The organism is Ensifer sp. NPDC090286 (genome assembly GCF_044769565.1).
Classification (GTDB): domain Bacteria; phylum Pseudomonadota; class Alphaproteobacteria; order Rhizobiales; family Rhizobiaceae; genus Ensifer.
This window is the reverse complement of record NZ_JBIVYF010000004.1, coordinates 141,243-162,712: the sequence shown is the minus strand read 5'-3', so window position 1 is coordinate 162,712 and position 21,470 is coordinate 141,243. Positions and strand designations below refer to the sequence as shown.

The following is a 21,470-nucleotide window of genomic DNA, read 5'->3' as shown; positions in this document are numbered from 1 at the left end:
CGCATCAAAATCGCTCAAGCATCTTCTTGAGTTGGGCGTTCTGCAAAGACAGTTTGTCCGCCAGCTGACGCCTCAGTTGCTTGATGTCCTCGTCCAGTGCGGAGACTTCATCGGCAAAGGTGACCGGCGGCACCGGAACGTCGGACTTTGTAGCTTCATACTCGACCTTGGTCGACGCGGCAACATTATCGACGCTCGATTTTTTGCCCCTCGCCTGCCGTGCGAATGATTTGCGCCTGGTCGGCTTCACCGGTTCGACGGCTGAGACCTCATTCATTGCAGTATCCGGCCGCCTGTCGTCGCTGGCAGTCTCGATGGCCGGGAAGACTTCGCCGCCGGGGCCGTTAGCGGTGTCGATCTGCTTGGCTTGAACTGCTGACGCGGGAGCGGCGGCGGTATCGATCGCCGTCGATGACGCCGCCGGGTGCTCGGTGTCGATGCCAGGCGCGGGCTCTGACGGCTGGGCCGTTCTGCCCCTAGACGCCAGATCGAGCAAAAACTTCCATGGTGATTTCATGATGCCATGTTACCCCAGGGCATGCGCCACGTTCACCCTAAAACGATGGGAGGATGAGACCGATCGTATTGCCGACCGGTCTTTCACCAGGTGGTCAGTTGTGCCCGAGCCGTTTGCGCAGGTCCGCATTCTCCGCTCGCAGTTTCTCTGCGAGCGCCTTGCGCAGCCGCGCATTTTCTTCCTCGAGCTGAAGAAGATCTGCGATCTCGTCGAGGACGGAAACCGGAGCGACCTCCGACGATTTTGGCGGCACGCTTTTCGCGGTCGCCTTGGCTGCGCCCTTCACCCTCGGCTTTCTGCCAGTCTTCGTTTGCACCGCATTTACGTCGGCCGGAGCGTCCTTGCGTTTACGACCTCTTCTTGCGGGGGATGCAACGCTGGCTTCCGCCGTCGTTGCGTCCGCGGTCACTTTCTTCGCCCGCGGCCCACGTTTTTTGGGCGCTGCCACTTCTACCGGTGCGACCGCTTCGACGACGACGGCTGCGTCATCCGGTTTGTTTTCGTCTGCCATGAGTTATCTTCTCTCTCCAACTCTAGAAGATATTTCTAACGTGCGGAGCGCGGTGTCAATGACACCACCGGCAACGCCGTCGAGACTTCGTTAACAGAGCTGCTACATGGCGTGACGCCGTCGTTCGAACAGTCGGACGTCTTGATGGCCGAGGCGCCGGCCGCAGCGTTCACGCTGCAACGTTCGTGGTCAGTTTTTCTGCGCCAGCGTACCGGAATCGAGGAAACAGACCTTCTATCGGCTTCGCTATGCGCTTAGCGTACGTGAGCAAATTCTGTTGGACCGCAATTCTCCCCGCGCCCAGTGAGCCATATGGGTGCGATACTCGCCCCGCCTACCGGCGGGGCTCTTCTTTCCGGCACGAAAGTTCCCGGCGTTAGAGCCAGGCATCAGGATACTCCGAGAGGCACTGCATGACAGCTGAACAGATTTCGCTAAGGTATTCCGCTCTGCGTCCCGACGGCGCGGTTGTCGAGATCGAGTTCAATCAGGAGATCGCCGCTTCGCTCGCGCGGCTTCCGGATGACCCTTCGCTTTACTTCGATCTGAGCGAACCCCATCTCCTCGTTCCGCTCGAGCAGTTGGTCAACGCGCGTGCGCGCGAAAGAGGCATCGTCAATGCCAACCGCCACATGGTGGCGGCAGCGAAAGGCAGCCTGGAAAAGCGCAAACCCCTCACTGTTCAGTCTTTAGGCAACGAGCTGTGGCTCGTGGTGGATGGCAATTCCACTCTGCTCAACGCGCGTCATTCTGGTTGGCGGGCGATACCTTGCCATGTGAGATGACCAGACACATCTGAATATCACCATCGATCGAACGGGCACTGCTGGGGGCCAATTTCGCGGAGAAGGGCGATTGCGTTGTGGAAATCCTCGGCATTTCGCTCCACCTCGCAGGGACTCCGGATGACAAGAGGGATCCGGGCGGGCGAGACTTCCCCGTCATCAAGAGGGGAAAAGCAATGACGACAACCAACGAGATTGCAGAGAAGATCGCGACCGAACACGGCTTGACCAAAGTCCAGAGCAAGGCGGTTGTCGAGGCGGTCTTCGCCGCCGTGACCGCGGCCGCTACGTCCGGCGCCGAAACTTCGATCCCGGGCTTTGGCAAGTTCAAGGTCAAGGACACGCCGGAGCGGGAGGCGCGCAATCCGGCAACCGGTGCAACTATCAAGGTTGCTGCTGCGAAAAAATTGACCTTCGCGCCGGCCAAAGCTCTCAAGGACGCGCTGAACGGCTGATACGACTCCGAGGTTCGAGGCGAGAGAGCGCACTACCTTACGGTGGGGCTGACTGGTGGCCTCGAACCTTAAACGATTGCGGATTGTGCGGCAGAACCGGTCGGCTGACGCACTTGAGCTGTGCGGGACCCGCGATGGCGCGGTCTCGCCGCATGCAGCTGCCGATGATACTTATGCAATCTTGGCAGCACAAAAAGTGAACATCGCCGCAATAAACCGACCAGGATCGAGTAAGCACAAGCCTGCCTTCCCCTGAGGCGAGGTCCGGACCATTGGCCCCCGTCCAATCCGTATGCCTCCTCCCTCCTCGGACCGCGACGGTAACTGAGGCGAAGGTATGGATGCGTGGGCCTGCCGTCTTTGCCATCAAACGCCTCAGGCCGCGGAACGACGCGATCGCCTTTCGAGCGCTCGGGAACGATTGTGTTCGGCGCAGGTTCTAGCTGCTCCAATGATCGACAGCCCCAGCGGATCAAAGGACAGGGCCCCTCCTCCCCCGCGGCGGGGCTTTGCTGCATGACAAATTCTGATCCCGTCCGAAATGACGGGATCTTTTTTTGAACTGTGGAATTTCGGCTGTGTGGCGAGAGTTTAGGCCGTCCGATGACCGGCCAAAGGGTCTGCGGGCCCCATGGCATGTCAAAGTGAGTGGTCACTACGTCTTTCTGGGCGCACAATGCATCCATCGCCGGACTGCAGAACGGGCTTCGACGACTGGGAGATTATAAGCGCTTTCGCCCCAACTGGAGGAGATTGCGCCATGTCAGATCAACGGCAATCCGGTTACATCCTGCCTGACGGCTTCTCTATCATTTCGAAGGTTTTCGAGAAGGTCTTGAATACGCGTCGCATTTCAAGACACAGTGAAGATGGCGTTCGTCTCGCTCGACATGCGCTCAGGCTGTATATGAGCGGTACACGTGGACCGTTGGAGCTGGAACACCAGCTCATCGACCTCTGCCGCCCCGAACGAGATGCGCAGTCGGTAAGCGGTGGCACAACCACTGTGATCGACCTGCTACCTGAACTGGCGGCGTGGGCTCGAAGCCTAACGCCGTCCCCGGAGGCAGCGACTGAGCTGACTGAACAGACACTTGAGTATGCCATCGAGCATTTCGATGAATTCGTGAACACCACCGACGTCAGAGGATGGCTCGTTAAGCTGATGGTGGAGGTCCGCTTGCGCCGCAGTCGCCGGCTACACAACTCGTAAAACCCGCGTCGGCGACCTACCACGACTGTAGGGGACGCTTGGCGAGCAACTCGCAGTCGAGGAATCGACGACAAGGCTTGCCGACTTCAAGACGCACGAGGACGGGCTTTGGGCGCTAGAGGAACGCCGGATCGATGCCTACATCGCAGACCAGGTTCTGCTCATCAACCTTGCGAAGCGGGCGCGTGATCCATCCTCGCTCGCGGTCGGCGATCGCCTGATCACGCATGAACCCCATGCGATCGCGCCGCGTCGCAACGGCCCCGACTTTCGTCTGTTGGTAGACCGCGCCCTGACAGACTACTAGCTATCGGATGAGTTTCTGCCGCTGCTAGAAGCCTATTTCGGAGGCGAGCGCCGATGCTGCACACGCAAATCACAATGCAACACGTGCCCTAATCGTGTGCGGAACGCAGATATCGCGGCAGTCGGAGAGTTTCCGGTAAAGGCCGCCCCTGCGAAAACGTTGGAAATCACTCGGAATTCCGTTGACGCTCGCCCCCTTCGACACCATCTGCTGCGACATGCCCACGAAGAAGACGAAAAGCAAGGAAAGGGACGATCCCGAGTTGATCAGGGAGTGGCGGCTACCCGTAGCAGCGACCCTCGGATCTGGTGTCAGGGTCAAGGGAATCTTGCAGGAAATTCGCTCGCGACTGCCATTCTCAGTTCGGAAGTCGCTGGATATGCAGGCAAGCGGGCTCATCCTCATCATGCCAGAGACTTCGAAGACGACATTCAGAGCGACGGTATCGGCCGTTTCCAGCGCGCTGGAAGGCATCGCAGAGCTTCCGGTCATTCCTCGTGAGATAGAGGATATTCTGACGATTACCTCCTCGGAGCGGAAGCGCTGGCTCGGGGACGGTCGCCTCCCCAGTGCCGGAACGCGAACGGTGAGGCTGCAAGGGCGCGCGAGGAGTATCACTTTTTATGTGTTCGACCCTCGTGTCGTCGAAGATATGCTCGATCGCAGCACCGTGGACGAATGGCGAGCGGAAGACGCGGCGGCAAAAGCTGAAAGTCGTAGGCGGCTCGCGCATCAGGCGAAGCTGACGCGCTCGTTGAGGAAAAAGGAAAAAGGCAAACAGGCCGAACGACCCGATGAAGCCGCCACCGGGTTAAGCGAATGGGACGAGTTCGGGAGCGATGGCCTCCTTCGCTAGTGCCAGCACACTGTCGTGTCAGCGTAAGCCGTGATCTTGAGGACATCAGTAGGGTGATCGGGAATGAGGATGTCGCGTCGTTCGAGAGCGGTCGGAGCCGAGGAGTAGCTGCTGCACCACCTGCTGGGCAACTGACAAGGAGAAGCTGAGATTTGCCGTCTCTCAAGCGGCGTCCAAGGGATTCCCCAACCAACAGGCTGACGCAAACGTCGCGCACATGGTCGATGGACGCCACGGCGGGCCAGTCACATCGGCTACGGCCGCTACGGACCCGGCTAAAGCCACACCGAGACCACGCCCGTCCACGATGTCATGGTACTTGAAGGTCGCGTTTCCGTCTCGGCGGACGGAAGCACTGCCACCGGCGAGCCAGGTGACATCGTGTACATGCCCCAAGGGCGAAACGGTAACCGTCCGCTCGCACGCCGCTGGCGCACTGGCAGCGTACGTTACTTATCCGAACGGCGCCCGCATATGCGTAACAGAACCCGCCGCGAAACTCTTCGACGGCGAATGACGCGCCGGCGCTTGCCGGCAAAATGGAGGCTCAAGAATGATTACCTGCGTTGTCGACTACGTCATAGACCCCCGAAAGATCAGCGAATTCGAGGAGTTTGGCAGGCGCTGGATCGAACTGGTCGAAAAACATGGCGGAGACCACCATGGGTACTTCCTGCCTTCGGAGGGAGCCAGCGACAGGGCCGTCGCGCTGTTCAGTTTTCAAAGCCTTGCCGCCTACGAGAAGTATCGGTCACGGTTCGGGACGGACGAGGAGTTTATCGAAGCAGACCGCATACGAGACGACAGTGGCTGCGTCATACGATACGACCGGACCTTCATGAGACCGCTTGCGAGGTGCAAATGAAATCCTTGCGATCCCCTGGCGAATACGAGGGCGCGTTGAGAGCGATATTCCACGGCGCAGCTATCCCTTCAGGCGATTTGCCGCTTTGTCAGCGGCGTCTCGGTCATTGCCGTGCTGCTTGATCAGTCTGCGCGCATCGATGGGTGAGATGCCGTGCTTCTTGGCAAAGTAGTCGACCGAATATGTCTGGGTCCCTGGTGCCAGGCGGGAAGCTTTCGCTTTTATCGTCCGATCCTGTGCCATGGAAATTCTCCTTTCGTTGTCCAATGAAAAACGCAGGCGAGAATCCCAGGTTCCGAAAACCGCCGCCGGGTCGCCCGTCAGCAGCGCCTTGCGCTTGAACGGTCTGCACCGCATCCAAGGCGAAGCCGTGCAGGAGACACGCTGAGCTGAGGGTCGCGGAGGGTGCGCCAATGACGTTTCTCGCAAGACCGATCACGCCACCAATCGACCGCTCGGAGTACTCGCGTCGCGAAACTTAACGCGTCGCTTGCCGATCCCGCCGATAGCCGTCGCTGTCAATCCGGCGAAGCCGTCGCCGGTGCTCGCCGAGTGCCTGCGGCGCCCTGATATTCGGCTGTTCTAGCCTCATGTGTTTCGGGTCCGGAAGCGACTTACTTGGATGTGCTCCATACTCCATGAGAGCTATCTTGTGTACGAAAGGGTTGCACTTATACTTCTGGTAGCGATTCCCAGCTTAGCCACTCCCGGGTGAGCAGCCGTCAACCACGGACGCCGCGAGATACTCCTGAAGCCATTTGGGCCCCCCGCTGAGAGTGGTGGAAATCATGCCGAGTGAAAACAGGCAGCGAGGACTGTTGAAGCTCATGCTCAAGCTGCCTGTCGTCCGGGGTGAGCTTCAGTTGCTCAGCGCAAAGAACTCCAAGGGCGATCGTGATATCGTTCATGACGCGACCTTGAAGACCTGTTACCTCGCCCATGATGGGCACAAGCCGGTTCATGTGGCGCGGGACGCGCTCCACGCTTTCGCGAAGAAGCGCCCGCGGTACTGCCGTGGATGATCAAAGTCCGGCGGGCGTCAGGTCTCGCCGTAGGCTCAACACCAGGAACGAGAGGCTGCGATTGCGGCCTCTCTGCTTTTCGCTCCCACCGACACGTGGCAAAATTCGAAAGCTGTGGCCGCAAACGGAGGCGGCCATTTCAACGATTGCGTTTTCTCCATTCTCGGTTTGGCGCAAGCAACTGACCCGAAAAGCGCTTTTGTATTTCTTCCTCAGTTAAGGCAATTCGCGACAGAACCTCGTAGCTCCGAGCCTTCTGAACCCTCGCTTGCAGCCTCCAGATCGCTCATGACGGAAAATACCTCGTCCTGCGTCATCGCCTCAAGTCGGCCGGCAAAATCTGCGATCGGGATGTTTTGGTGTTTGTCATAGAAAAGCCTCCAACCTTCCAAGCCATAAAGCGTCTCGCCGGATCGAAGTTCCAGCGAGGCGGGCAATCCGGAAAAGTATGAGGTTTGTATGATGCAAATCTCGCAAGATTCTGCTGACCAAGATCAATCGCGAGACGGGTCGCTCAAAGTCCGAACCGAATGCTTCGTTTCAGCGGTTTTCGGCTGTAAAAAGGTTCGCGGCGCGCTACATAGCTTCTTGATTCAAGAAAGCGACACGCCTTATGTCTCGAAATTCCCAATTCCCAATCGCCGGGGTCGGCGCCTCTGCGGGTGGCGTGCCGGCATTGGAGGACTTCCTAAGACCCTTCCCCGACGATCCGGGAATGGCCTTCGTCATCGTCACACATCTCAATCCGGAGCGGGAAAGCCACCTGCATGAGGTGCTGGCGCGATATACTTCCATGCCGGTCGTGGTTGCCGAGCACGGTATCGCGATTGAGAAGAACCATGTTTACGTGATGCCCTCGGATGCGATCCTCACGGTCAAGGACGGCTGTCTCCAGTCTAGGCAGGCCGACCTTAATCACCGAGAGCGCAAGCCGATCGACGTCTTCTGCGCGTCGCTGGCGCAGGACCGGGGAGAGTATTCGGTCGCCGTCGTGCTTTCGGGTGGCGATGGCGACGGCACGCTGGGCGCAAAGGCGGTAAAGGAAGCAGGCGGTCTGACGCTCGCCCAGACATCCGACGGTGACGGTCCGCGCAATCCCGGAATGCCGCAGAGCGCGATCGCCAGCGGCGTCGTCGACATCGCCGTACCGGTCGAACAGATGGCCCATCGGCTGATAGAGTTTGTCCGCAGTTTCGATGTGCTTGATGGGGTGACCCAGCACAGCGGCAGCCAGGATGAAATGGACCAGGAAACGGCACGCCGCGAAATCTGCACCGTGCTGTCTGCTCATTCCGGCCATGACTTTTCCGGCTACAAGACCAAGACCTTCTTCCGTCGGGTTCGTCGGCGACTGCAGGTGCGGCAACTGCACTCGCTGGACGGCTACATCGAGCTCCTTCGTTCGGAACCCGATGAAGTGTCCAATCTCTTCAAGGACCTTCTGATCAACGTCACAAATTTCTTCCGTGACGAGGATGCGTTTCGCCTGTTGGAACAACAGATCGTTCCGAAACTCTTCGAGGGTAAGTCCGCCAATGACGCCGTACGGATCTGGGTGCCGGGCTGCGCCACCGGCGAGGAGGTGTATTCGATTGCGATCCAGATCAGGGAACATCTGGATAAGATACAAGTGGCCCCGAAAGTGCAGATCTTTGCCAGTGACATCGACGAACCGGCGTTGGCGGTTGCGCGTGCGGCACGGTATCCAGCGACCCTGCTCGAAGGCCTTTCCGACGAACGCCGCCGCCGCTTTTTCAAGCCGGACGGTGCAAGTTATGTGATCAGCAACGAGGTGCGCGAACTCTGCATCTTCTCCCCGCACAGCCTCATCCGCGACCCCCCGTTCTCGCGCATGGACATGGTGTCCTGCCGCAACCTTTTGATCTATCTCGGGCCTGATGTGCAGCGGCAGGTTATTCCGATCTTCCACTACTCGCTGCGCTCGGGCGGCTATCTTTTTCTCGGAAGCTCGGAAAGCATCGGGCAATATGGCGAACTGTTTGCCACCATCGACAAGAAGCACCGTGTCTTCCAGGCACGCGACCTGCCCGTCAAAATGCCGCGCCTTGCCGCGCTTTTTGGGCGTGAGCGAGCCGCGTCATTCGATGAGAAGCTGAGCGTTGGATCACGGGACAGCGGGCAGACGCTCAAGCAATCGGTCGAGGCGCGGATTATCGAGCGCCACGCACCGGTCCACGTGGTCGTCAATGCGGAAGCCGAAATCGTCTACTACTCGACAGGCACCGGTCGCTTTCTGGAGCCTCCGCAAGGCGTGCCCAGCCGCCAGTTGCTGACGCTCGCGCGCAAGGGGCTGCGGCTAGACCTGCGCTCGGCGCTGCGCGAATGCGTTGTCTCCCACAAAACCGTCATCCGGTCGCAGATCGTCCTCGATCCCGACGACAACCCGCTGCAAATCGCCGGCATCACCATAGAGCCGATCGATGGCGGCCGGGAGCAGCTCTACATCGTCATTTTCCGCTCCGAAGAGACGACTGACACGACGAGCGACAGCGCGTCGGCAAGTGCGGCGGCCGAAGGCAACCACGAACTCGAACGGGAACTGCGCGATACCAAGGAGCGCCTGCAGTCGACGATCGAAGAGTACGAGACGGCGCTGGAGGAGCTCAAGTCCTCCAATGAAGAGCTGATGTCCGTCAACGAGGAGGTGCAGTCCAGCAACGAGGAACTGGAGGCTTCCAAGGAGGAAACGCAATCCCTGAACGAGGAGCTCAATACGATCAATGCCGAGCTGAATGGCAAGATCGAGGAACTGGATCGCGCTAACAGCGACCTCAGAAATCTCTTCGACAGCACGCAGATCGCGACGATCTTCCTGGATCGGCAACTGGTGATCCGCACATACACGCCCTCGGCCGCAGCGTTTTTCAATCTCCGGCCGTCGGACGTCGGGCGACCGCTGACGGAACTGTCGAGCCGGCTCGAATATCCAAGCTTCAGGGACGACATCCAGGGCGTCTTCGACAGCGGAGAGCCGGTTCACCATCAACTCGCGCGCGACGCCGACGGCAAGCATCACCTGGTCAGGATCATTCCCTACCGCGCAAGCGGCGAGGACATCGACGGTGTGGTGGTGACGTTGGTGGATGTCACGCAGCTCGCCGAAGCGGAAGCTCACAAGGAGGTGCTTATCTCCGAGCTGAACCACCGGGTGAAGAACTTGCTGGTGGTGGTAACGGCGATTGCCAAACGCACCACGTTGCGGGCTTCGTCAATTGAGGCGTTTCAATCCGCGTTCGAGGGGCGTCTGGGTGCGCTCGGGCGGGCCTACGGCACGCTATCCAACGAAGCGTGGAAGGACGTGTCCATCCGGGAAATCTTCGCTGGTGAACTTCAGGCGTTTGGGCAAGAGACCTTTACACTTGAAGGCAGCGATTTGCGTCTGACGCCACAGCAGGGTCTGTCACTGGCCATGGTCGCGCACGAACTCGCGACCAACGCAGCAAAATACGGTGCCCTTTCCAAGGAGGACGGCAGGATCTCCATCCGCTGGTTCGTGTCCGATGACCGGTTGCACGTGGACTGGCGGGAGCGCGACGGCCCGACCATAGGCGAGCCGGATTCGTCCGGCTTCGGTTTGGAACTGTTGCGCGGCGAAATCGAGTATCGCCTGCAAGGAAAGCTGGAAACGAAATTCGATCCGGCGGGTTTGGCCGTTTCATTCAGCATTCCGATTGAAAGGTAGCTCGTGGGCCCTCCGCTTCGCATTCTGGTCGTTGAAGACGAGTTTCTTCTCGCCGCAGATCTAGCCGACAGGCTCGAGGCAGCGGGCTATGCAGTCGCTGGCCCCGCCTCTTCGGTGCGCGTCGCTCTTGAAACAATCGCCGCTGACCCACCCGACGCGGCCATCCTCGACATCCAGCTGACGGACGGCAAAAGCTTTCCCGTCGCGCAACGGCTGGCCGAGCTTGGCCGGCCGGTCGTCTTCTTGACAAGTTTCGGCCGGGACGTTCTTCCCGACGACTTCAAGCAGGCACCGCACATTTCCAAGCTCGACCCGCCTGGTGATCTGCTGGCTGCGCTCCGAACTGCGCTCGAGAGACACGGGAGCGTCGCCGGCCATACGCCTAAAGTTGAGCCTTAAAATTTTAAAGGCACTACCGCGCCGTTGAATTCCGGACGATACCTTATGCGATCTCCGACGCACAGAACGGTAACGTTCCTGCAAGTTCGTCTCAACAAAAGTGCGTTCTGTTGGCCGTGGCTAGAGAACCTGCGGCCATCGTTGGTAAGCGTGCATGACGGTGAGAATCTCCGACGTCCCAACTTATGCGTAGGGAATGATATAGGGGATGTCGACCAGCACGAGCTCGCGCGTGCTCTTGATGCGACCAGGCCGCCAAGTGGCTGGATAGTCCGCCAAAGCATCCACGGCAGTGACAAGTCGGCGGAGCAGAAGGCGCTTAGGTCAGGGCTGCTCGTGCCTATGGCTTCCGCCAGGCGCCAGCAAGCCGCGCACCGGATTTCCTTGAGCGTTTCGCAGGGATGGGCTACCGGTCAGGAAGTTCCGCGCCAAAAAGATCATATGCCCCATCCTAAGCAGCTGAAATGCCGCGATGCCCTCAAAATTAGGGGGTCTGCACGATAGTTTTTAGACAGAATGCGTTCCTAGATTGTTCTAATGTCAATCGAGGACCTTTTCTTGGATTTCAACGGAATACAGGCTCACGCAACGTTGGGCCGCCAAATTTTTGTACTAATCCGAAGGGGTTAGAAGTTCACTTTCGTACACGCCACGTTCTCAGGTCGTTCGGCGCATATTAGAGTTCAAACCTTCAGTAAAAATTCAGGGTTATTGGCAACGTAGGCCGGAGGAACGCGGTGGGGCTCATTCCACGGGTCTGCGGCCGTGGCTGTAGGGGCGTTATCGCGAAGGGGAATAGTTGATGCTTGGTGGTTAGGCGGTGCCCCTCCGTGCCAGTTCTCGTTCCTCCAGCAACCGCGCACGCTCTTGTTTGTGTGTCGCGAAGTTGGCTTCGAACGTTTCCAGCAAGTCCCTCGCGACCCGGGTGCTAATGCCGACCTCTTCGAGCTGTTCGATGATGAGATGTTGCTTGGATATGTGACGCGACGCCTGATCAATGTGCGACTGGTTCAGGGCCAGATGTCGCTCGATGATTTCAAGGTCAACCATTTGACCCACCTCGCTGTGCTCATCGCAACAAACTGCGTCTTCCGATCAAAGTTCCCACCTCCCGTGGAAGGAGCCAATAGCTTTACCGAGGCGGAGGCCAAGGAGCGGATCGAGGCCGCTGGATACGCCGACGTCGCCGGGCTCAAGCTTGATAACAAGGGCGTATGGCAAGCGAGTGCTAAGAAGGACGGCAAGGCCGTGACCGTCGCGCTCGATTATCAAGGCAGTGACAGCCCAATAGTTTGGAAGAGCTCAAACCTACGGAGATCGAAGGTGCGAGCCGTGACAGGTCTTTTTGACAATCATGACACAGCGCGAGATGCCGTGCGAGATCTTGAGGCCGATGTCGGTTTGCATTCACCGACAAGACCCTGACGACGATAGTTTCAGAGACCGGTAACGTGTGTGGGGTTAGGCGGCACGCAGGAGCGGCGGTTTGGTGTTGAACAGCGAAGGCACGGTTGGCCCTGGCTGCCGGAACGGTGCCCGCTATCGATCGCGAAGCTCACCGTTGATCGCGGCCGTCCGAACCTGCATGACCATGTGAGCGCCATAGGGCGTCAAGCGCATCTTTTGCTTCTTGTTGCCGATCAACGAGTTCACCGCTGACTCGGCGAGGGTGGTGGCGACGCGAAGCCCGGCTCGATAGCGCCGACCATAGTTAACGATCGCAATCCGGCCCCTTGGGTGGTTTATCAACAAGGGTCGCTACGCAGAGATCGATGTGGCGCGGCATCAGGTCCAGAAAGAGCGCTGAAACTGATTTCTTTCGCTGTGCTTTAGCCATTACGCATTAACGTCTGAAAACCGCGAAACGGCTCAAGCGATATGCAAGGAACCTTTTGGCGCACCTCCATGTTCTTGGCGTTCCGGTGATCGACAGCCCCAGCGGATCAACGGACAAGGCTCACCGCCCCCGCGGCGCTGCCTTGCTTCATGACACCTCGTGATCCCGCCGAAAATGACGGGTCACATTTTTTTTGTGGCCGGGGGAACATCCTTTACCGGGCGAGGTTCTTTACCGTCCGATGACCAGCCGAATGGGGGTCGTAGGCTGGGCTTCCTCGGTGATTTGAGGGGGGAGTTCGATTGCTTATAGCACGCGCGCACTCATGGCCCTGTCGGCAATGACAGGGCCACTTTTCTGCCGGTCGGGATAGAGGCGTGGGGCCGGCTTCATAGGCTAAGCATTTGAAAGCTCGCGAATGATCCGAGCACGCTCACGCATTGAACGGTACCACTGACGTTGGTGCGCCCTTCGTGCAGTCATAAAGTTCTCCAGGAGTTCACTCAGGAGCTTGAGATTGTCACCGCGCTGTCGCAGCTCCGCCACGATGGCCTCCTGAGGACGTCCATGCCGATCAGCTTCAGCTAGTAGTAGGTGTTCTCTCACCAACTGATGCTCGATGAGTGTTAAGTCGTCCATGCTGAATAATAGCACAAACGCAACTGGACCGGAGCAACTGGACGTCAAGGCTGCGATTTGGGTATCCGCACGAGACACCGATCCCAACAGGTCTCAACCATCTCCCTCGCGTCGCGCGCGCTGTCGCAATAGCCTTGGTTCGCCGTAGGAGGATCCCTTGAAGGTCCGAGGGACCCGAGGGGCGCGCCCCTCCTACTCACCGGGTGCTGGGTCTACGTCGTGGACGTTGATAAGCCGCCATTCGAGTTCTCGCTCTCCTGAAGATCATGCTTGTCGATGGCTAGAAGGTTAGGTCTTTGCGGGTCGAGAAAGTCCCCGGGTAGATTACCTCGCGCACGACGCGCTGCCCGAGGGTGAGGTTGTTTGTCATGAGTTCCGATCGGTTCCGAGTGACCCTCTCTGGATCAGATCAGGCCTCCTTACACCGCGCAATTTGAAGATTTCTCCATAAAGGCGGGAACCTGTCGCCATGATGGCGGTTTGCAAGGGGAGCCCAACTGGTCCCTTCCCTACTAGGGCTCGTTCGGACAGCACACTCCATCTTGGCCCCGTTGGTTGCACTTTGGGGCCATTTTCTTTTGCGGAAACCGGAACTCAAGAGCGGCGTCGGCGTTTCTCGGCTATGGCAGCCTGAGTCCCCCGATCAGGATGACGCCTTCAAGATCCGCCCGGATCTGAAGCCCAGAAAGTGCCCAATAGCCTCGCTCTCCCCGGCGAGGCCATACTTTTTGAAGGGAGCACATTTGCGCCTAACGGCCGGCGCAGCGCCCCCGTCATACCCTCGTCCAGTATTAACGAGGAACTGCCATGACCGAGGGCGAACGCCGCCCAATGAGAGCCAGCGAGGTTTCCCGCATTCGGGGTCGGCATGATCGAAGTTGGTTGCGACATCTATGCCGGGGAACGACAAGTATGTGATCGGTGATCATTGACGGCAGGAGGCCGCGAGTGAGGAGCTTGAACGTATCGGGGAGAAATACGGAGACGGCGATCCGCTCAAGTCCGAAATGGTCGGCTATCTCTGGTCGATCTGCCGATTGGCCGATGATCGGCGCTAGGCCAAACGGAACCGATTGTCCGGGTGGCAGTTGTTAACGGCTCGGAGGGCTAACGCATTTCTCTTCGAGCTCTTAGCGGGTGGCCCTTCCACGCTCCAGGAAGGGCCGCTCTGTACGAGCGTCACACTGCGCGGGAAGCCCAAAGGCGGCCGTGTCGTGTGGAAAACCGAGGGCAAGACATGGGTCTGGTGCAGTTAGGCCGGGCTCGCCTGGCAATGGCGTTGCCTCAACATCGTAAACAGCTTCGCGATGCGAAAAGCCAGCGTCTGTACGATCTCTTCGAAGAATATGCTCGCGCTGCATCCAAACTCGACGAACTGCAGAGAGAAACCCCGCGCCGCGAGATGCTGATTGCCAGATACCAACAGACCTGCCTCGACCTCCAGTCGGACACTATCCTTTTGTTATCGATATTGGACGAGCGGCTGTTTCCCTGAGCACTACCCCGTCCCGATGAAGGACCAAGCGGAACGGTTTCGAGCCGAAGAATGACGAGTTAGCATTCTTATGCTGCCCAGTGCAAAAAAGGTCGGCTAGACAACCCTATCCCACGCCTGAGCGATAAGGGCTGTCGCTACCGTTCGACAACTATCGCTGGAACGACCGGGCCGGCGGGCTTACGGCGGCTCTGCGAGAAATGATGCATTCAACGCAGATCGCTATTCCCGCTGGCCGCTCGTTGGCGCTTCACGTCGATATTCAACGAAGACTGGCCGCTTACCGCAGACGTAAAAGCGAGCGCCGGACGTCTCATTCCAGTCGATACATTATGCGATCTCAAACTCACAGAACGGGAACAAGGGGCGTACACACGGCCAAGGTGTCAATGATGCGCCGTGAAGGGCTACTGCGAATGAGAAGGCCACCGAGAAGCGTCTAACTGTTGATTAATTCGAATATGCGGTACTCACTTCACGCCGGGGGCTTGGGCCGGCCCAGTCCAACTGACGATTGCGCAGAGTCGGGAGCCGCGTCGTCGCCATGGCGAGCAACCAGCCTCGGTGCCTTCCCAAATCCGGTATCGTATCGAACGAGGCCGTACGCCTCGCAGACCTTGGCCGACATCAAGACGTGCAACTCTTGACTGTCGTCGATATCGAAAGACTGGACCACACCGGAGTTGATGGCGAAGACCTCGTGCGGCTCGAGGCCGCTGTTGTCCATCAGGATCACTTCATCCGCAATCTGAAGAGCTTCGGTGAGCTTCTCGAATGACCCTTTGTGCCGCCTGCGAATGTCGCCCTCCGGGATGGCCGCCCTTCAAAACGCGCTGCCTGACACGCTCGACGTTTGTCTCAACGGAATCCAGGGCGACGTAGTAGAGGCCGACCGTGAACCCGGCTGCTTTTGCCTCGCGCATCAGCCGGAGCGATTGCTGGCTGCTTAGTGTAGATTCGAAGATGAAGGACTGCCGGGTTTCGATCATCTCGGCAATCATACGAAGGGCGGCCTCAGAGGCTCGCCGTTCCTTGGATTTGCCTTCGGTGGCCTCGGGAAGCGCACGGGCGATTTCGTCAGCGTTGATCCACACGCCTTCGAGCTTCAGTTTCGCGAAAGCAGAGGACTTGCCGGAGCCGTTCGGCCCACCGAGAATCACACACGACAATTCCGGCATGAAACGATTACTACCTCGCGGTAGCCCGAACGCGATCTTTGCGCTCGTGCTTGGCCCGATCCTTGGCCTCGTTCTGTCGGTCCTTGGCAGAAATCGTCAGACCCAGCCGACGGCTTTCGGCCAAAGCTTCCCGGCCGATCTGCTTCAGGGCTTGTTTGTTCTCGCGGTATTTTTGCAAGAGCATTGTCGATCTCCTATTCCATCCCCAACATAGTGCGTTCAGCCGTCAGCTGCAAATATCGCTTTTGCCAAGTTCCACCGACGGCAATGGACCGAGGAAGACCGCCTCAGTGCGAGCTCCCGGATTTTCCCTTCTTATCTCTGACTCGACCCCGTGGCTGACACTGTGATGGTCTTTTTTGCCTTTACGGCTGAATCGGCGCACCAGCATTTCGACGACCGTCTCAGACCGCACGACCGCTTGCCTCGTCCTCTCCCCCGTTTTCTTCTACTCCCTCATCCGCCTCGAGCTCGATTAATCGGTTTGCCGTCCTTGGAAACTGATCTGGCGGGACCTGTAGATCGATAGTTAGAGCTGCCCGCGAATAACCAACTGGTTGCAGGTTCGGGTCCTGCCGGGCCCACCATGTCACACCCTGCGCGACGGCGATGGCACTCCTTTTTTGTTCGAGTCTATGCCGACGACCCGACAATTCTCAAATGAAAACAGGAACCAAATGCTCGTCATTCCAAATGGCGAGCGGTGCCTTGCAGGACCAAGTGAACGGCTCACGCCCAAAGGCGCCAAATCTGAGAAAGTCGTTATTCCATTGTGGAAATCTTCAGGATCTAGACCACGCCCGCGTAGGACCTGCGATCGCGCCCGCCTGTCTATCAGGCAGAATGTTCTCAAGTCCGCCGACGTCGGAGCCGCCTCCATACCCGCAGCGGTAGACGAACAAAAGCATCGCTCCTTCCCGCTTGCTGCGAAAGACGTGCATCGGGTCGTAAAGTCTGGCGCTGGCACAGAGAATGAACACGATCGGTGGCACGCTCATCGCATTGCTGGTTCAATAAGCACGCTGTTCAGGCTGAAGCCGGCGATATCAACGCGAACCGCCAGCTCGTCGCCCGCCGAACGCGCCGGACCGACAAGAGCGCAAATCACGATCAACCAGAATCCGAAAATCAAGGATATCGGACGGATGCCCCAGATGATCGTGGATCTCAGGCGCTATTACATTGTCGGAGAGCGATCGGTTTCATCCTTGAAACGAGATCTCAGCTTTTTCTAGTCGCCGCACGCCTTGATTGACAAGATGCCTCCTCCGGGGGCCAGCCCAAAGCGGCAAACCACCGTCGTGCTCGGCGAATATGTCGCCGTGCCTTTCAATTCGACGATCGTTTGACCGGCGGAAACCGAGATTTCAGGCTCGCCGAAGCTATAAAACCCACCGTTGACGAGTTCCACGGAATGGACGATCCGGGCCCGGCCGCGTTCGCTCGGCGCGAGTTTCCATTCCGCCACGACGCGCGACGAAACGTGCTCGAAACCCTGACTGACAACGACGACACGGTAGTTGCCCTCGCCGAGGCCATCCTCTCTCCATTGCCCGCCTTCCACGACCGCCACAACGTCAGGGCTGACCAGCGCCCCCTCGGCAACAGCCTGATCTGCGGTGAAGAGAGCAAGAAAGCCGCACAGAACGTGTAATTTGCGGTTTCGCTTTGGGTTGCTCATCGCTCGTTCCCCTCATCTAGCCATCAAGACTTAAAGCCTCTCAAGGGAATCTCAACAACGTATGGGCTCAGCGACGCCTCTTTGAACATGGATCCCTGCTTTTCAATTCTTTGCTTTGGGAGGCTTTGCGGGAGTCATCGGAACGGGCCGAAGGTAATAACCGGGTTTCGATCTCTCCAGGAACACACCAGAATACCGCGTCCGACACTTCGGTTGGTGTTTATTCCTCCCGCATCGCCCAATGCCATTGCACGCGCTGCCGTGCGAACACCGAACCGAGCGCGCTATTGGTTTCTCCGCTGTTTCAACCTACGGCATGCGCCGCGGCCAACGTTCCAACACAAACCGCTGGTCGACTGCCAAAGCAGCTATTGACCACGATACGCGCTTCCTACGTCTTCCATCATGATTTTCAGCGAAGTGACGCTCGCAGCGGTCACGTACCAGGCCTCCGGATCGACGAGCACTACCTTTCCATGCTTCCAGGCATTCGTTTGGCGCAGGAGTGGATTCTCGATCGTTGCAACATCCAAGACCGATCGGCGTTCCATGACCGCGGTGCGGTCGATGACGAAGATGATGTCGGGGTTGGTTGCCTGAATGAACTCACTGGTGACCGGCTGGCCATGGAGGCCGGTCTCGGCCGCTTCATTGGCCGGCTTTACCCCGAAGGCATCGAAAACAAAGCCGTATCGCGAGCGAACACCGAACGCACTGAAGGCGCCATTGTTGTGCATCACGATCAGCGCCCGTTTGTCGCTTGTTCGCGTGACAGTTTGCAGTTCGAAAAGCTTCCCGTCGAGATCGGCGATTTTCTCGCGCGCGACCTCTTCCTTTCCGAAGATACGGGCAAGCGTCATCAGATGGTCTTTTACGACTTCGATGTGCCGAGCCCCGCTATCCCTGTAGTCGACATCGAAGTGGATGACAGGTGCAAAACGGCTCAGCTCTCGGTAATGCTCGGCCTGGAGCGATGTGATGAGAACAAGATCCGGACGGAGGGCGTTGACGCGCTCGATGTTGGGCTTGACGATGAACCCCAGGTCCGCGACATCAGGATCGTCCCGGTATTTCGACAGAAAATGCGGGACGAAGTCCTTGGCCGTCCCGGCCACGGGCACGCCCAGCTGGTCAAGAAAGTCCAGCTCATTCATGTCGAGCGCGGCCACCCGCTCGGGGCGCCGCTCAATTGAGGCCTTGCCGAGCTTGTGCTCCACGGCGACCGGCTCGAAGGCGGCGCTGTCCCCGGAACCCGCGCCCCCCGCGGCGACGGGAGCGACAGCAAACGCTGCCGCCGCCAGCGCCAGTGCCAGAGCCAAGCGGCCAAACTTCATGCCTCGGATCATCGTGTCTTTCCTTTCTGAGTGAAGTAATTGCACAGACACCCCTGCTGCCGTTCTACGATCTCGAGATCGAGGCCGTAGAGCTCTCCGAGACCGCTTTCCGTAACAACCTCGGAAACGGAACCGGTTGCGTGCACGGCGCCGTCCTTCATGGCGACGATATGGTCGGAGTAGTTGGCAGCAAAGTTGATGTCGTGAATGACTGCGATCACCGTGCGCCCAAGGTCGTCGCAAAGCGTCCGCAACGCCTGCATGATCTGGACCGCGTGTTTCATGTCGAGATTGTTGAGGGGCTCGTCGAGCAGAAGGCACTGGGTTTCCTGCGCGATCGTCATGGCAAGAAACGCCATCTGGCGCTGGCCGCCGCTGATCTCGTCAATCAACGCGTTGCGCAGCGGCTCCAGGGAAAGGAAGGCGATCGCCTCGTTGACGGCGCGGCGGTCTTCGGCGGTCAACCTCCCGCGACTGTGCGGAAAGCGGCCGAAGGTCACCAGTTCCTCCACCGACAGCCGCATATTGCAGTCGGGCCGCTGTCGAAGCGTCGCGACGCGCCTTGCATAGTCGCCGACCGCAAGGCTGGCGATATCCGTTCCGTCGATGGCAATGATGCCGCTCGTCGGCGCGAGAAGCCGGGCGATCAACATCAGTAACGTGGACTTGCCCGCCCCGTTCGGCCCGATCAGCGACGTCAGCTGCCCCCTGGAAAATTCCGCCCGCACATCCGACAGGATGGGGCGATTGCCGTAACACTTGGCGAGTGCAGTGACCTTGATCATGCGATGTCCCGGAAACGCAGCGTGAGCGCCAGGAACCAGGCGCCGCAGGCAAGATTGATCAGGATCCCGACGGTGGTCCGGTAGTTGAAGACATGCTCGACGCTCAGTTGCGCGACGAGGAACATGCCGATCGCAATCAGGCAGCCGAGGGGAAGCGTCACCCGATGCCGTTCGCTTCGGGCGCAGGCATAGGCAAGGTTCGCGACGAAGATGCCCATGAATGCTGTTGGTCCGATGAGGCTGGTGGAGACAGCCACAAGGACCGCGATCAGCCCGAGCAAAAGGCGCACGTGCCGCTGATAATCGACGCCGAGCGAAAGCGCCTGGTCGCGCCCAAGCGCCATCAGGTCGAGAACGGCAAGGCTCCTCCAGACGGCGAGGCAAACCACCGCGACAAGCCCTGTCGACCAGAGCAGTTGCACCGGCTCCACACGATCGAACGAAATCAGCGAAAAGCCCTGGAAGATCGCGAACTCGCCTGGACTGATCCGAAGCTGGACGAATTGGGTGAAGGTGCCGATCACCATGGTCAGCACCAGCCCGACCAGAAGCGGCTGGCCGGCGTCGAGCTGCCGTCCCTTGAACAGCCAGTGATGGATGACCAGCGAATAGGCGACCATCATCAGGATCGAGGCCAGAAAGTTGCCGTAGTCCCCCAACACCATCAGACTGGACGTGCCGAGGATCAGCACCAGAAGGGCCTGCAGCAGCAGATAAACCGCCTCGTATCCCATGACGGCAGGTGTCAGAATACGATTGCCGGCAATCGTCTGGAAGACGATAGAGGATAGGCCAACGGCAATGCCGCCGACGATCATTGCGGCGAGCTTGGTCAGCCGGCGCGGGATGATGTAGGCAAAGTCCAGTCCGGAACCGAGCAAGACGAAGCAGATCGACAACGCTGCAATGCCGACTAAGGCGACCAGCAAACTTACCCGTCTCCTCATCGTCTCTGCCTGACGATCAAGAGAAGAAAAAGAAGACCGCCAACACCGCCCATCGTGAGACCGATTGGCACCTCGAACGGGTAGATCAACAGCCGACCAAGGATGTCACAGACAAGGACGAGCGACGCGCCTCCGAGCGCCACCGACGGCAGGGTGCGGGCAAGATTATCCCCTTGTTTCAGCGCAACGACGTTCGGCACGACAAGGCCGACAAAGGGGACCGCGCCGACGGCAACGACGGTCGCCGCAACCGTGGTCGACACCAGGAGCAGACCGAGCGCGACCATGGCGCGGTAGCTGACACCCAGACTGGTCGCCATGTCGCTACCCATGCCCAGCAGCGTGAAGCGATGGGCGAACGCGTAGGCTGCACAGACGACGGGCAGAACGAGCCAGACGATTTCGTAATTTCCCTCAACGATTTTCGAGAAGTCGCCGAGCAGCCACCCCTGCATGCTCTGCAGCATGTTTCGGCTGTAGGCGTAGAATTCCGCGATCGCGCCGAGCACGCTGCCGTACATCAGGCCGATGACGGGAACGAGGACGGTGTTCTTGACCTGCAGGCGTCCGATGAGGCCCACATAGATGAGACTGGCCGCGAAGCAGAAGCCAAGAGCCAGGGACGCACGCACCAGGGCTCCGCTGGCCGGCGCCACGGATAGGGCAACCAGGATGCCGAGCTTGGCCGCCTCCAATCCGCCGGTGGTGGCCGGTTCGACGAAGCGGTTGCGGACCACATGCTGCAGGATCACGCCACAGGTGGCGAGCCCCACGCCGGTCAGGACGAGGGCGGCAAGCCGCGGCAACCGGCTTGCCGTCAGCGTCAACCATGCCTCGTCTGAAAACGAAGCAAGCGCCATGAGGCTCATCCGGTTGACGCCAACGGTGAGCGAAACGAGACAAAGCGCCGTAAAGGCAACCGGAATAGTGGCTTGCTTCAC

Annotated in this window: 21 protein-coding genes and 3 pseudogenes; 11 read left to right on the top strand and 13 right to left on the bottom strand. The window is 59.0% G+C overall.

Translation table 11 applies throughout. The features are described from left to right. Positions 1 to 4: 4 nt before the first annotated feature. The gene (locus ACIQUG_RS21310) at positions 5 to 517 is read right to left on the bottom strand and encodes a hypothetical protein (RefSeq protein WP_402323933.1); all 513 of its coding nucleotides are present in this window, start codon (positions 515 to 517) and stop codon (positions 5 to 7) included. A gap of 94 nt (positions 518 to 611) precedes the next feature. Beyond that, complete coding sequence (locus ACIQUG_RS21305; RefSeq protein WP_402323932.1) at positions 612 to 1,028, bottom strand: SyrB-like regulator; 417 nt, start codon at positions 1,026 to 1,028, stop codon at positions 612 to 614. A 413-nt stretch (positions 1,029 to 1,441) separates the two neighbouring features. Between ACIQUG_RS21305 and ACIQUG_RS21300 the strand changes: the two genes are divergently transcribed. The 3 genes from ACIQUG_RS21300 to ACIQUG_RS21290 all read left to right on the top strand — a co-directional run bounded on the left by ACIQUG_RS21300 (position 1,442) and on the right by ACIQUG_RS21290 (position 3,481). Beyond that, positions 1,442 to 1,813: a hypothetical protein gene (locus ACIQUG_RS21300; protein WP_402323931.1), complete on the top strand. Its 372-nt coding sequence runs from the start codon at positions 1,442 to 1,444 to the stop codon at positions 1,811 to 1,813. 176 nt (positions 1,814 to 1,989) lie between these two features. Continuing rightward, the gene (locus ACIQUG_RS21295) at positions 1,990 to 2,268 is read left to right on the top strand and encodes an HU family DNA-binding protein (RefSeq protein WP_402324612.1); all 279 of its coding nucleotides are present in this window, start codon (positions 1,990 to 1,992) and stop codon (positions 2,266 to 2,268) included. 760 nt (positions 2,269 to 3,028) lie between these two features. After that, entirely contained in the window at positions 3,029 to 3,481 is a 453-nt protein-coding gene (locus tag ACIQUG_RS21290) for a hypothetical protein (RefSeq protein WP_402323929.1), read from the top strand. A 115-nt stretch (positions 3,482 to 3,596) separates the two neighbouring features. Here the strand turns inward: ACIQUG_RS21290 and ACIQUG_RS21285 are convergent, their stop codons facing one another. After that, positions 3,597 to 3,719, bottom strand: a complete 123-nt coding sequence (locus ACIQUG_RS21285) for a hypothetical protein (protein ID WP_402323928.1) — start codon at positions 3,717 to 3,719, stop codon at positions 3,597 to 3,599. Positions 3,720 to 4,005: 286 nt separating this feature from the next. Between ACIQUG_RS21285 and ACIQUG_RS21280 the strand changes: the two genes are divergently transcribed. From ACIQUG_RS21280 to ACIQUG_RS21270, 3 genes and pseudogenes are all read left to right on the top strand, one after another. Further along, on the top strand, positions 4,006 to 4,644 hold the full coding sequence (locus ACIQUG_RS21280; RefSeq protein ID WP_402324610.1) for a hypothetical protein: 639 nt from the start codon (positions 4,006 to 4,008) through the stop codon (positions 4,642 to 4,644). Between the two features lie 145 nt (positions 4,645 to 4,789). Further along, a pseudogene (locus ACIQUG_RS21275) lies at positions 4,790 to 5,161 on the top strand (cupin domain-containing protein). Positions 5,162 to 5,197: 36 nt separating this feature from the next. Then, positions 5,198 to 5,509, top strand: coding sequence for an NIPSNAP family protein (locus tag ACIQUG_RS21270; protein ID WP_402323927.1), 312 nt, complete (start codon positions 5,198 to 5,200; stop codon positions 5,507 to 5,509). Between the two features lie 60 nt (positions 5,510 to 5,569). Here ACIQUG_RS21270 and ACIQUG_RS21265 read toward each other — a convergent pair whose 3' ends face one another. Further along, positions 5,570 to 5,752 (bottom strand): DUF3606 domain-containing protein, encoded by a 183-nt coding sequence (locus tag ACIQUG_RS21265; RefSeq protein WP_402323925.1) that lies wholly within the window; start codon positions 5,750 to 5,752, stop codon positions 5,570 to 5,572. Positions 5,753 to 6,399: 647 nt separating this feature from the next. On the opposite strand from ACIQUG_RS21265, the pseudogene ACIQUG_RS21260 reads away from it, so the two are divergent. The 3 genes and pseudogenes from ACIQUG_RS21260 to ACIQUG_RS21250 all read left to right on the top strand — a co-directional run. Continuing rightward, positions 6,400 to 6,566 (top strand): annotated as a pseudogene (locus ACIQUG_RS21260) (DUF982 domain-containing protein); the annotation flags it as partial. A 578-nt stretch (positions 6,567 to 7,144) separates the two neighbouring features. Continuing rightward, a complete protein-coding gene (locus tag ACIQUG_RS21255; RefSeq protein WP_402323924.1) occupies positions 7,145 to 10,234 on the top strand; it encodes a CheR family methyltransferase in 3,090 nt (1,029 codons plus the stop codon). A gap of 3 nt (positions 10,235 to 10,237) precedes the next feature. Beyond that, positions 10,238 to 10,633: a response regulator gene (locus ACIQUG_RS21250; RefSeq protein ID WP_402323922.1), complete on the top strand. Its 396-nt coding sequence runs from the start codon at positions 10,238 to 10,240 to the stop codon at positions 10,631 to 10,633. Positions 10,634 to 11,446: 813 nt separating this feature from the next. Here ACIQUG_RS21250 and ACIQUG_RS21245 read toward each other — a convergent pair. Beyond that, positions 11,447 to 11,683, bottom strand: coding sequence for a hypothetical protein (locus ACIQUG_RS21245; RefSeq protein WP_402323921.1), 237 nt, complete (start codon positions 11,681 to 11,683; stop codon positions 11,447 to 11,449). Between the two features lie 60 nt (positions 11,684 to 11,743). Here ACIQUG_RS21245 and ACIQUG_RS21240 point away from each other — a divergent pair. Continuing rightward, positions 11,744 to 11,911 (top strand): annotated as a pseudogene (locus tag ACIQUG_RS21240) (PepSY domain-containing protein); the annotation flags it as partial. A 2,435-nt stretch (positions 11,912 to 14,346) separates the two neighbouring features. Then, positions 14,347 to 14,604, top strand: coding sequence for a hypothetical protein (locus ACIQUG_RS21235; RefSeq protein ID WP_402323920.1), 258 nt, complete (start codon positions 14,347 to 14,349; stop codon positions 14,602 to 14,604). 475 nt (positions 14,605 to 15,079) lie between these two features. On the opposite strand, the gene ACIQUG_RS21230 is transcribed toward ACIQUG_RS21235, so the two are convergent. The 8 genes from ACIQUG_RS21230 to ACIQUG_RS21195 form a co-directional block, all read right to left on the bottom strand. Next, positions 15,080 to 15,331, bottom strand: a complete 252-nt coding sequence (locus ACIQUG_RS21230; RefSeq protein WP_402323918.1) for a hypothetical protein — start codon at positions 15,329 to 15,331, stop codon at positions 15,080 to 15,082. 10 nt (positions 15,332 to 15,341) lie between these two features. Then, positions 15,342 to 15,782, bottom strand: coding sequence for a zeta toxin family protein (locus ACIQUG_RS21225; protein WP_402323917.1), 441 nt, complete (start codon positions 15,780 to 15,782; stop codon positions 15,342 to 15,344). Positions 15,783 to 15,792: 10 nt separating this feature from the next. Next, complete coding sequence (locus ACIQUG_RS21220; protein WP_402323916.1) at positions 15,793 to 15,966, bottom strand: hypothetical protein; 174 nt, start codon at positions 15,964 to 15,966, stop codon at positions 15,793 to 15,795. Positions 15,967 to 17,013: 1,047 nt separating this feature from the next. After that, entirely contained in the window at positions 17,014 to 17,463 is a 450-nt protein-coding gene (locus tag ACIQUG_RS21215; RefSeq protein ID WP_402323915.1) for a hypothetical protein, read from the bottom strand. Between the two features lie 368 nt (positions 17,464 to 17,831). Then, on the bottom strand, positions 17,832 to 18,809 hold the full coding sequence (locus tag ACIQUG_RS21210; protein ID WP_402323914.1) for a siderophore ABC transporter substrate-binding protein: 978 nt from the start codon (positions 18,807 to 18,809) through the stop codon (positions 17,832 to 17,834). Continuing rightward, a complete protein-coding gene (locus ACIQUG_RS21205; RefSeq protein ID WP_402323913.1) occupies positions 18,806 to 19,582 on the bottom strand; it encodes an ABC transporter ATP-binding protein in 777 nt (258 codons plus the stop codon). Before ACIQUG_RS21205 ends, ACIQUG_RS21210 begins: the two co-directional genes overlap by 4 nt. Continuing rightward, on the bottom strand, positions 19,579 to 20,511 hold the full coding sequence (locus ACIQUG_RS21200; protein ID WP_402323911.1) for an iron chelate uptake ABC transporter family permease subunit: 933 nt from the start codon (positions 20,509 to 20,511) through the stop codon (positions 19,579 to 19,581). Before ACIQUG_RS21200 ends, ACIQUG_RS21205 begins: the two co-directional genes overlap by 4 nt. Positions 20,512 to 20,525: 14 nt before the next feature. Next, the gene (locus ACIQUG_RS21195) at positions 20,526 to 21,470 is read right to left on the bottom strand and encodes an ABC transporter permease (RefSeq protein WP_402323910.1); all 945 of its coding nucleotides are present in this window, start codon (positions 21,468 to 21,470) and stop codon (positions 20,526 to 20,528) included.

Bases quoted from the DNA above. Each gene is read 5' to 3' on its own strand.
- ACIQUG_RS21285 (WP_402323928.1), bottom strand. From the start codon at position 3,719: ATGGGGTTCATGCGTGATCAGGCGATCGCCGACCGCGAGCGAGGATGG.
- ACIQUG_RS21255 (WP_402323924.1), top strand. From the start codon at position 7,145: ATGTCTCGAAATTCCCAATTCCCAATCGCCGGGGTCGGCGCCTCTGCG.
- ACIQUG_RS21210 (WP_402323914.1), bottom strand. From the start codon at position 18,809: ATGATCCGAGGCATGAAGTTTGGCCGCTTGGCTCTGGCACTGGCGCTG.
- ACIQUG_RS21280 (WP_402324610.1), top strand. From the start codon at position 4,006: ATGCCCACGAAGAAGACGAAAAGCAAGGAAAGGGACGATCCCGAGTTG.
- ACIQUG_RS21270 (WP_402323927.1), top strand. From the start codon at position 5,198: ATGATTACCTGCGTTGTCGACTACGTCATAGACCCCCGAAAGATCAGC.
- ACIQUG_RS21230 (WP_402323918.1), bottom strand. From the start codon at position 15,331: ATGGACAACAGCGGCCTCGAGCCGCACGAGGTCTTCGCCATCAACTCC.
- ACIQUG_RS21265 (WP_402323925.1), bottom strand. From the start codon at position 5,752: ATGGCACAGGATCGGACGATAAAAGCGAAAGCTTCCCGCCTGGCACCA.
- ACIQUG_RS21300 (WP_402323931.1), top strand. From the start codon at position 1,442: ATGACAGCTGAACAGATTTCGCTAAGGTATTCCGCTCTGCGTCCCGAC.
- ACIQUG_RS21295 (WP_402324612.1), top strand. From the start codon at position 1,990: ATGACGACAACCAACGAGATTGCAGAGAAGATCGCGACCGAACACGGC.
- ACIQUG_RS21205 (WP_402323913.1), bottom strand. From the start codon at position 19,582: ATGATCAAGGTCACTGCACTCGCCAAGTGTTACGGCAATCGCCCCATC.
- ACIQUG_RS21235 (WP_402323920.1), top strand. From the start codon at position 14,347: ATGGGTCTGGTGCAGTTAGGCCGGGCTCGCCTGGCAATGGCGTTGCCT.
- ACIQUG_RS21305 (WP_402323932.1), bottom strand. From the start codon at position 1,028: ATGGCAGACGAAAACAAACCGGATGACGCAGCCGTCGTCGTCGAAGCG.
- ACIQUG_RS21215 (WP_402323915.1), bottom strand. From the start codon at position 17,463: ATGAGCAACCCAAAGCGAAACCGCAAATTACACGTTCTGTGCGGCTTT.
- ACIQUG_RS21245 (WP_402323921.1), bottom strand. From the start codon at position 11,683: ATGGTTGACCTTGAAATCATCGAGCGACATCTGGCCCTGAACCAGTCG.
- ACIQUG_RS21225 (WP_402323917.1), bottom strand. From the start codon at position 15,782: ATGCCGGAATTGTCGTGTGTGATTCTCGGTGGGCCGAACGGCTCCGGC.
- ACIQUG_RS21220 (WP_402323916.1), bottom strand. From the start codon at position 15,966: ATGCTCTTGCAAAAATACCGCGAGAACAAACAAGCCCTGAAGCAGATC.
- ACIQUG_RS21290 (WP_402323929.1), top strand. From the start codon at position 3,029: ATGTCAGATCAACGGCAATCCGGTTACATCCTGCCTGACGGCTTCTCT.
- ACIQUG_RS21310 (WP_402323933.1), bottom strand. From the start codon at position 517: ATGAAATCACCATGGAAGTTTTTGCTCGATCTGGCGTCTAGGGGCAGA.